8 protein-coding genes are annotated in these 10146 nt (G+C 44.0%); 1 reads left to right on the top strand and 7 read right to left on the bottom strand.

Annotated elements, in window-relative coordinates; translation table 11 throughout:
- Nucleotides 1-618 (bottom strand): tyrosine-type DNA invertase (locus tag FE392_RS10680; protein ID WP_319930204.1); only part of this gene is annotated, 618 nt, incomplete at its 3' end.
- A gap of 147 nt (nucleotides 619-765) precedes the next feature.
- A complete protein-coding gene (locus tag FE392_RS10675; RefSeq protein WP_319930203.1) occupies nucleotides 766-1749 on the bottom strand; it encodes a GlxA family transcriptional regulator in 984 nt (327 codons plus the stop codon).
- A 206-nt stretch (nucleotides 1750-1955) separates the two neighbouring features.
- Between FE392_RS10675 and FE392_RS10670 the strand changes: the two genes are divergently transcribed.
- Nucleotides 1956-2429 carry a hypothetical protein gene (locus FE392_RS10670; RefSeq protein ID WP_319930202.1) on the top strand — a complete coding sequence of 158 codons (474 nt, stop codon included), beginning with the start codon at nucleotides 1956-1958 and terminating at the stop codon, nucleotides 2427-2429.
- A gap of 188 nt (nucleotides 2430-2617) precedes the next feature.
- Here FE392_RS10670 and FE392_RS10665 read toward each other — a convergent pair whose 3' ends face one another.
- From FE392_RS10665 to FE392_RS10645, 5 genes are all read right to left on the bottom strand, one after another.
- Nucleotides 2618-3043 carry a tail fiber assembly protein gene (locus FE392_RS10665; RefSeq protein WP_319930201.1) on the bottom strand — a complete coding sequence of 142 codons (426 nt, stop codon included), beginning with the start codon at nucleotides 3041-3043 and terminating at the stop codon, nucleotides 2618-2620.
- An 11-nt stretch (nucleotides 3044-3054) separates the two neighbouring features.
- The gene (locus FE392_RS10660; protein WP_319930200.1) at nucleotides 3055-3780 is read right to left on the bottom strand and encodes a tail fiber protein; all 726 of its coding nucleotides are present in this window, start codon (nucleotides 3778-3780) and stop codon (nucleotides 3055-3057) included.
- Nucleotides 3781-4157: 377 nt separating this feature from the next.
- Nucleotides 4158-6296, bottom strand: a complete 2139-nt coding sequence (locus FE392_RS10655) for a type I secretion system permease/ATPase (protein WP_319930199.1) — start codon at nucleotides 6294-6296, stop codon at nucleotides 4158-4160.
- A 2-nt stretch (nucleotides 6297-6298) separates the two neighbouring features.
- Nucleotides 6299-7648, bottom strand: a complete 1350-nt coding sequence (locus FE392_RS10650) for an HlyD family type I secretion periplasmic adaptor subunit (protein ID WP_439153479.1) — start codon at nucleotides 7646-7648, stop codon at nucleotides 6299-6301.
- Nucleotides 7649-7670: 22 nt separating this feature from the next.
- Nucleotides 7671-9779, bottom strand: a complete 2109-nt coding sequence (locus tag FE392_RS10645) for a peptidase domain-containing ABC transporter (RefSeq protein ID WP_319930198.1) — start codon at nucleotides 9777-9779, stop codon at nucleotides 7671-7673.
- Nucleotides 9780-10146 lie beyond the last annotated feature (367 nt).

Genomic DNA, 10146 nt, shown 5'->3' with positions numbered 1-10146 from the left:
TTTGGTACTAATTGTTAAGTATGCGCGTTTTCCTTTCGAATCCCAGATAGTCTCGAACCGACCCGCATTACTCGCGGTATAGCGGACTGTATGGCGGATATTTCGGTGGCCTAAATAGTCCTGAATCAGGCGGGTATCGACACCTTTGTCTGCCAGTGCATAACCACAGGCGTGTCTCAACATGTGCGGATTCGCGCAAATCGATAATTTTGCCTTCAAACTGGTTTGTCTGATGATTTTATACATTTGCTGGCGTGATATACGCTGACCATTTCGGGAGAGAAATAGCCAATCTGTTTCTTCTCCTGATGCAGGGGAGGGGCTCCGTCTTTTTGTTAAGTAATTTTGACGTTCTACCAACCAGTGACGAATAAGTTGGATTTCACGCTGCACCATGGGATGAACAGTGGAAAAGCCATTTTTCAGTCGCTGGACACGCAGGCTGCGGCTAACCAAGTCCACATCAGACAGCTTCAGGTTCAGCAGTTCAGACACACGAAATCCATGAATAAAACCCATAAAAATCATGCAAATATTTCTCTCTGCATGAGCTTGCTTACCCAATTCTCGAAGCAGTACCTCGATCTCAGGTTGGGTCAGATACTTGCGCTTTAACATGGTGTTAACCTCTGTAAGCAGTGAAAAACCTGCCTTATCATAAGCATAACAATGGGTTAAGGCAGGCGCTGAAACCGGATAATAAAATCCGTTACCTATTAGTGTTGCTGATTATTTACAGAGTGCAAAATCAATGATGAAAAAAAATTAAAAATGATATTTTTGACGGTATTCTTTTGGGGTCAGTCCATTGCAGCGTTTAAACAATTCTCTGAAATAACGCGTATCTTCGTAGCCCACTTCATGGCTGATTTCTTCAATGGTCTTCTGTGATTTTTCCAGCCAGTGTTTTGCCTGTGACATACGGATTTGCTGGATATATTGGATTGGTGTTTTTCCGGTTGCGATTTTAAAGCGGCGTTTCATCTGGCGTTCACAGAGATGAATTTTATTGGCTAAGTCTGCAACGGATAAAATTTCTGAGGGAGAAGCATGCATCCAATCTTGCAATTTATGGATCAAAAGATCACCATGTTGGCGATAAGGGGTAAAACTGACGTGATCTGGCACGTTTTTGCTGTCATTTTCGCCTAACAAGAATTTTGCACATTGCTCTCTGGCATACTGTCCATAAATCAATTCAACGATATTCAACATGCAGCTTCCACCGCCATAAGCATTGGAAATACAAAAACGGCGGTTATCGCTGATAACTTTTTTGTCACAATAAAGTGGGATATGGGGAAAGAGTTGTTGGAATTCAGCTGAAAAATGGGGGTGAATAGTCGCTCCTGCCTGCAATAAACCGGCTTTGGCAAGCAGAAACGTCCCCGAACAGATTGAAACGATGGGCACATTTTTTTCATCCATTGCCTTAAGCCATGCAATCATTTCTTGTGAGCAATACTGCGATCCCCATTCAGGAAACCCCAGCGAACCAATCAGAATAATGTCCGGTTGCCGCCCGTGGTGGAGAGAATAATGCAGAGTATTGCGGGCAGCCGTGCCGGCATCCACAAACAGGTCATTTACATCGCCCGTTATTTGTGGATTGGCAGGAAAGATAACATTGACATGAGGTGCAGTGCCGCCAATGGCATTGGCGGCGATGGTGAGAATTTCAATCGGCATGGCGACCGATGTCACTGATGTACGAGAAAAAACTAAAGCAGTAATAGAAACTTGTTTCATCGTTATTATTCTCTTCCTTAAGAACATGTTGTGTTATGGAGCTACTCTACTAAGTCAGATAGAAGGGGTGTTTGTTCGTATAACTCCTAAGGGCAGGATTATATTTCAATTTAGATATTGCGGGAATGGCAAAGGAGGAGTGGATTAGCATTGGTGCTTATATTTACGCTACAATCTGCTTTAAATAGAAATCACTAGGTTGATATATGAAAAAGAGACTTGCAGTAGGTGTATTGGCACTATTATTTTGTGGTTATAGCTTGGCAGGAACCAATATAAAAAACGATATCATTGGGATCTGGGCGATGACGCCACTAGAAACGGGAAGAGCTAACGTTGTGGAGTTTAAGGAAAATAACGTGACATATCTCTACCCCTTCACATGCCTTCGGAACGGTAAAAAAGTCATCAGCGGGACTTACTATAATGGCGTGATATACGATAATAAAATGGAAAAATCAACGTATTCAATATCAAATGATGTCATCTCAATCACATTTGATGGCGAAAAGAAACCTTATACCTCGCTCAGATTTAAAGGAGTAGAAAAACAAAGGGGTAAAACGATATTGAAGCTATCTGAAGTACATGGGCCTGTCACTGATAGCACAAAAACTGAATTTTTATACACAAAAACAGATAACATCCAACCTTTATGTGCTCAATTCTTTGATAATTAAACCGTGTTGTTTTGGCTAATAGATATTCAATCTTGGTCATTCTCGGGAATTAAACATGCCTGAACGTCCGTGTTCAGGAGCCTGAAAAATCGGTATTGGATTAGCAACAGCAGAAATCCACAATTGCTACCCTGATACTGATTAACCTAAGCAACTAAAATCATGGCACAGCAAGTTTGCCTTGATTATTATTCAGGGGCTTCGGGCCAATCAATATTGGGCGCTTTTGAGCAATCAATGCGGTTTAGTAGGACGTAATATTTCTTCCATTCTATTAGTGCGGATTGCTCTTCATTTGTTGCCATTTTCAAATCGACTGCATATTGCAGCGGAGCTATGGCATTTGATGCTTCAGACATTAAATATTGCTTTTTATGCTCAGCGTGTTGCTGTAATTCATGCAGAGTAGCAGGGGGAAACGGGGGAATATCATCCCATGCAGGCATTCCGTCATTCCCCATGACTCTTATTTTGTCTGACTGAGGCGTCGTATACTCTTTAAACATCGCTTCATCAACGTCAATACCCTCATCAGGCCATATGCCAGATTTTATATAATCTTGTTTTAAAGCATATGGATAAAATTCATTATCAGAATATTTATATTTCATCATAATGACTCTATTTAATAGCCGATGGCTAGCCACATAGCCGCTTGTGTTGTCGGTATATTGGGTAATTCTGCTGCATTGGTGGGGCGTCTCATGGGAATGGCGGCCCATGTTTTGCTATTCATATCAGATGCTAAGTGGAACAGTGAAGTGGATAGGTTTGAGACTCCCCGTAGTGTTACAAGCATACATGATAATTCATTGGGAAAGGGGATGGGAAAATGGGCATCAGCATAAAAAAAATCAACATTTTTCCTGGAAAACCAAGCGGTGCCATATTGAATAATTCTGCCGTCAGGCATTTTGAACCAATTAGGCCCTGATGTGAAAAATGACATATCCGGTATCTGATTGGGGCCATTTCCCACAGTTTTATAAACTATTTCTGATAAACCTAGGTTTTTCACAAATTCTTTTTTATCTGGAATATCTCCGCCATTTTGATTTTTTTCTAATCGTGCATTGGCATTATTATTGGCATTAATCGCATTTTGGTTTGCCATATTCGCTAAATCATAAGCGGCTTTCACGGCTTTTGGTGTTGCTGCGGTGGTTTCACTGTCACTGCCAAAATCATTATTCAGTACCACAAACCCTTTGTCTTTTAAGGTCGCATCAGGATGCTCGCGGCCCAAAGCATGATTGTGAATAGCGTCTTTTACATATTTTCGTGTGGGTAAAACGACTAATTCATCTTCGTCTGAAATTTGTGTATTAAATTTATTATTTTGAGTGTTCATATTATTCCCTTATTTCATCAATAAAATACATTGCTAAATAACATGAAGGCGGAGAATTTCTCCGCCAGTGAACATCAATAAAATCGGTTCATCAATATTGGAGAATGCTTTTTGGCTAGTTATTATTGAATATGAATTTCAATAAATTTATGAAAGATGTTTATTAATGGCAGGATGGCATAAAATAATCTATAAAGGGTCAACGAAATTTATTACTTTTCTGATAACGTTTAGTTAGCACAAATTCTTCATTCAATATAATGGTTTGATATCGCTATCAATATTCATTTAAAAAAGCCAAAAATTATTTTATTGGTGGAACAGAATCAGCCTGTATATAAAAGGGCAGATCTCTGCCCTTTTGTGTTAATCGATAATTATTGGGTTTGCTGCTGCCAAAGTTGGGCATATAACCCATTTTGTTGCACCAGCACATCGTGTGTATCTGATTCAACGATTTTTCCCTGATCCAACACGAAGATTTTATCGGCATGGCGGATCGTATTTAGCCGATGGGCAATACTGATTACCGTCCGGTTGCGGCATATTTCATCCATATTGCTCATGATGGCGGCTTCCGATTCATAATCCAGTGCGGAAGTGGCTTCATCAAGGATTAAGATCTTGGGATCATTCAACAATGCCCTTGCCAATGCGATACGCTGCCGCTGCCCGCCGGAAAGGTTATTGCCTTTTTCACCAACCGGATGGGCGAATTTATGGGGAAATGCATTGATGAAATCAATGGCGCCGGCGAGGGTTGCGGCTCGGTACACTTCTTCGTCGCTGGCATTGGGTTTACATAAACGAATGTTGTCGGCAATGCTGCCGGAAAACAGAATGCTTTCTTGCAAAACAACGCTCATGTTACGTCGCAGTGATACCGGAGAGGCTATCGCCAAATCCATGCCGTCAACCAATACCTGACCATGCTGCGGCACATACAAGCGTTGCAGCAATCGGGTCAGCGTGCTTTTGCCCGAACCTGATGGCCCGGTGATACCGATAAATTCACCGTCCTTAATCGCCATGGAAAGATTAGCCAACACTTCCGGCGTATCAGCGTGATAGCGGAAACGGATATTCCTGAATTCAATCTGGCCGGCAAGTTCAGGGGCGGAAACCAACCCTTGCTGGCTGTGTTCCATCGGTTCATCAAGAATATCGCCAACCCGCCGCAAGGCAATGAGGGTATGCTGAAAATCTTGCCAGACTTGGGCCAGCCGCAAAATGGGCTGAGTAACGTGCCCTGCCAGCATATTGAAAGCAATCAATTCGCCGGGAGAGAGATCTCCACTCAATACCTCTCTGACTCCCCACCACAAAAGCAATGCGGCAACGAATTTTTGGATAAATGCGATCCCCTGTCCGGCGAATAATCCGCTTTTCTGGGCGGCAAAGCGGGAGAGCAGTTGTTGGCTCAATACCTTTTGCCACTGATGTAAAAATCGTTTTTCTGTTGCTGTCGTTTTGATGGTTTCGATGCCGGAGACCGCTTCGGTCAGAAAGCTGGTGGCATTGGCATCAGCTTCATACTCTTTTTCTACTTTGCGCCGAATGATTGGCCCGACGGCAATCCATAGCAAGAAATAGAGTACCAATGAGCTGAGCACGATCCCGGTTAACAGGGTGGAATAGTGAAACATGACTCCCAGAAACAAAATGATGAAAATCAGGTCAAGCAGCAGCATAAGGGTCGAACCCGTCAGGAATTGGCGAATCTGCGCCATTTCCCGAACTCGGGCAATAATTTGCCCTGTCTGGCGTTGCTTGAAATAGGGCAGGGGCAACCCGACTAAATGGCGATAAAGCCTGCCGGAGAGTTCGGAATTTATTTGGCTGGCCATATGCCCGAATACGGTATTGCGCAAGAAACCATACAGAGGTTCCGCCAATGCCAGAGCCAGCATTGCCATTCCGAGGACATGCAGGCTGGAGAGGCTCCGCCCGACCAGTACCTTATCAATGACATTTTCGAATAACAGGGGAGCGGCCAGAGCGAAGAGTTGCAACACGATGGCAAACAGAAAAATATCCCGTAACTGATTTTTTTGCCTCAATAGGGAAGGGTAAAACCAACTCAGGCCAAATTTAACCTGTTTTTCGGTCAGTAACTTATCCGCGACCAGCAGGATTTTGTACTTGTTTGTTTTGCCTTGTTCGATCAGACGATGGGCTTTATGCTCGCCGTTGATGGGATCGAACAGGGTAAACCCATCAGAATGAATTTCTGACAGTACCCACCAGCGTTGCTCCAATTCAATCAACGCCGGTAAAGGAATGTCCGTTGCTGTATCAGGCACCAAATGGACAAATTTACTGTGCAGTGCGATGGCATCGGCAGCTTCACGCAATTGTGGATCGGTCAGGGTCAGCGCATCCAGCCCCAGCGTATGGTGAAGTTGCTCGACAGAAACGCTTTTATGGAACTGTTTACCGACATGGACAATACACTCCAATGCAAAATTGGGAAATGCAAAATCTGTTTCATTGGCAAAGGAAAAATGGTCAGTCATGATTATTTTTCCCTCAAGGCTTCAGATTGATATTCCTGAATCGGACTGAGCAGGTAATCAATGACCCGGCGTTGGTCGGTCTTGATTTCTGCGACGATGGACATACCGGCGGTAATCTCAACGGGTTTCCCATCGACCACGATATTGTTCTGTCTGAGGCTGATTTGAGCCGGAAATACAAGGCCTAAGCGCTCATCGGTGGTGGAATCCCGTGAAATGCTGAGCAATGTCCCTTCAATCGTGCCATAGCGGGTGTAGGGGAACGCATCAACTTTAACGGTAACTTGCTGGCCGGGGCGGACAAACCCAACATCTTTGTTCAGGATCTGAATTTCAGCCAGTTGAACCTGATTATCCGGCACAATCACCATTAAATTTTGCGCGGGCTGCAAAACCGCGCCAAGGGTATGGACGCTCAATTGTTGAATGGTGCCGGTAACCGGGGAACGCACGATTTCCAGCTCTTCCCGCTCCTGAACTTTGGAAATTTCCTGTTTCAGCACCGCCAATTGCATATTTGCCTGTTTTCTTTTTTCAAACCACTCCCGCTCTTTTTGCACTTTCAGACCCTTCAAACGCTCTTCCAGACTTTTGTATTGAGCCAGTAAAATCCCCAGCTCAGATTTTTGCTGGTTGAGCAGCCGTTCAGTTTCCAGCAGCTCTTTTTCTTGTTCCAAATATTCGACTTTACTGATGACCTGTTTTTGGCTCAGGGTTTTTCGCGCCTGTAAACGCTTGTTGATATTTTCTCGCAGATTAATCAGTGAGCGAATATCGTTGTTCTTGGCTTTTTGGGAAGTGAGGTTAACTTCCATTTCAGCGTAGATATTGGTAATGATTGAGTCGAACTCATGCTTTTCATGGTGGTAATGGGTCAGGATCTTGTTCTGCTTGGCCTCGGGCTGCTGTTGGAAAAGAGGCAGGGTGCTGGGGTCATGTTTTCCGAGCAGGGCCTGATAGCGGATCTCTTCTTCCGTCAGATAGTCACGTTGCTCGATCAAACGGGCAATATCCTGATTGACGCCCAGCGTATGGAGTGTCAGCAATGGGGCTCCTTTTTCAACATGCTGCCCATTGCCGACATGAATGGCAATGATGCGGCTTTGCTCGTAAGCCTGAATAATCTGGGAGCGTCCAGAAGCAATCAGGCGCCCGGTTGCGGTGGCCTGTACGTCTAATTTTCCCAGACAAGCCCAGAGCAGGGCGACCAGAATCCCTATGCTCAGGGTAATGGCGGTATAGCGGGCAAACGGTGAAGGCGGGCGTTGTGACAGCGCCAAGTGCATTGGCAAAAAATCATAATCGGGAGAAGGGGTACGGATACGCAGCCGTTTCATCCCTTTGCGTAACATCGCCTTAGGCATAAAAACATTCTTAAGCATGGAAAGGTCCCTGTTCTTGTTTTAGTTCCTGTTGCAGCAGCCAGAGTTTCCGATAGTGTTTTCCCTGTTGGAGAAGCTGGTCATGACTGCCTTGTTCAATGATTTGGCCTTGGTGCAACACGATGATACGGTCACACTGGCGTATGGTGGATAACCGGTGCGCGATAGTGATAACAGTTCTGCCTTGGGCAATGCTTGCCATGTTGGATTGAATAATGGCCTGTGACTCATCGTCCAGTGCGCTGGTGGCTTCATCAAGGATCAGAATTCGGGGATCTGACAACAAGGTTCTGGCAATCGCCAAACGTTGGCGCTGCCCGCCAGACAAAGATTGCCCGCCTTCTGCGATCACGGTGTCATATCCCATCGGCAGTTTAAGAATGAAATCGTGGGCTCCGGCCAGTTTTGCCGCTTCAATGACAGCGGACAATGGCGCGTCAGGGCATGACTGGGATAAATTCTCATGCACGGTCTTGTTGAACAGGAAATTTTCCTGCAACACGATGCCTACCTGCTGTCTGATGGATTCGATATCAAACTGTTGCAAAGGAGTGCCATCCAGCATGATGGTTCCATGTTCCGGGGTATAAAGCCGCAACAATAAACGGGCCAGGGTGCTTTTTCCTGAACCGGACGTACCGACAATGCCCACAGTTTCACCTGGCCGAATATCCAGCGTGAAATGGTTGATGGCAGGAGGTAAATCAGGTTGATAGCGAAAGACAACATCGGTGAATGAAACGGCACCCTGCAATGCCACTTGCACATTGCCTGATTGCTGTTCTGTAGGCAGATTCAACATATCCCCCAGTTTATCGATGGCGATACGTGAACGGATAAACTGCCCCCAAAGCTGTACCAGCTTAGCCAAAGGCTGTTGGGTATGGCTTACCATCATATTGAAAGCAATCAATTGACCGATGGTCATGTGGAGGGAAAGAACCTCAGAGGCACCCAGCCAGATAATCACGGCACTGGTCACTTTCTGCAATAACATCACCAGATGGCTGGAACGATTATCCCATTGCTGCACGGTGTAACTGGTGCTGACCATTTTTTCAGTCTGGCTGTCCCAGCGGCGAATAAAACGGGGTTCCGCCGCGAGACTTTTCAATGTTTCGGCACCCGAAACAGTTTCTGTCAGAAAAGAGGTGTTCAGCGCCGCGTGGGTAAACTGTTTTTCCACTGCCCGTTCAATTTTCGGCGTAACCCACCAAGCAAGCAGGGCATAAGCGGGTATGGAAAGCAGAAAAGTCAGGGTCAAAACACCAGATAACTGGCTCATGACGTAAATGAAAACAAACATGAACAACACATCAATGCATAATGTGAACATGGAGCCGGTTAAAAACTCCCGCACGGTTTCCAGTTCCCGTACCCGCGTGACTATCGCTCCCACCTGACGGGATTTGAAAAACAGCAACGGCAGGCCGAACAGGTGTTGAACCAGCTTCAATCCCAGCTTGATATCAATCCGGTTGGCGGTATGGGCATATTGATATTCCCGCAGGCCCCGCAAGAGGACTTCAACCAACCCTGCGATGATCAAACCAAAAATCAGCACATCCAGTGTGGAAAATGCCTGATGGACAAGCACCTTGTCCATGACAACCTGCACCACCAGAGGAGAAATCAGGGCCAGTATCTGCAACACAAACGAAAACAGCAGAATTTCTGTCAGATTTTTCTTTTGCCTGACAAACTCAGGTATGAACCAGCGAATATTAAACCGGCTGCTGTTTTGTTTTATTTTTATCCACCGACCACTCCATGCATTGATAAATTCCGCTTTATCCAATATTTCAGGTGCCTCTTGATGCGGATTTTGGATTAATACCCGTTGCTCATCATATTTTGCCAAAATGAAAGGTTTTCCTTCATTGGTAAATAAAATTGCAGGTAATGGAATGGAATCTAACTTCTTATTTGTAGAGTATTTATTGTTTATTTTAATATTGCATTCTTTTTTCAGCCTGTCCAAAGCTGAACTATAATCATCACTATCGCTTAAGATTTTGTTGATGCTAGGGGAATGCTCTTTATTAGATATCATTATTATTAATTTTATTAATGATATTATTGTCTTTTCTATTTTATTCATTAAATTAAATCTATTTTTACCAAAATAAACCCTGATTAAGAAAGTAGCCTTATAAGAATTATGTGCTTTTAAATAAGTGCATTAAATCCAATGTGATATATTATCTGTTATCAATGAGCATATGAAGGTTGGTAATTAGGACAAAATGTAGCGTCTAAACAGACATTTTTCCATTTATATATTGATTTTATCACCTGAATGGATATATTTTTTGCTCAAACTAACCGATAATTCACCTAATTTACTCGGGTATATTTTATTTGCCATTTTACATTCGGCTCAGTTTCACCTAATTCAAATCTATCTAACCACATGGTTAAATCATAAATGGCAGTGTAATAAATACAAGAACCATTAATGATTTAAT

This window comes from Xenorhabdus santafensis (genome assembly GCF_033949405.1).
Taxonomy (GTDB): Bacteria; Pseudomonadota; Gammaproteobacteria; order Enterobacterales; family Enterobacteriaceae; genus Xenorhabdus; species Xenorhabdus santafensis.
Note: the sequence above shows the minus strand (reverse complement) of the source record. Positions and strands in the feature narration are given on the sequence as shown.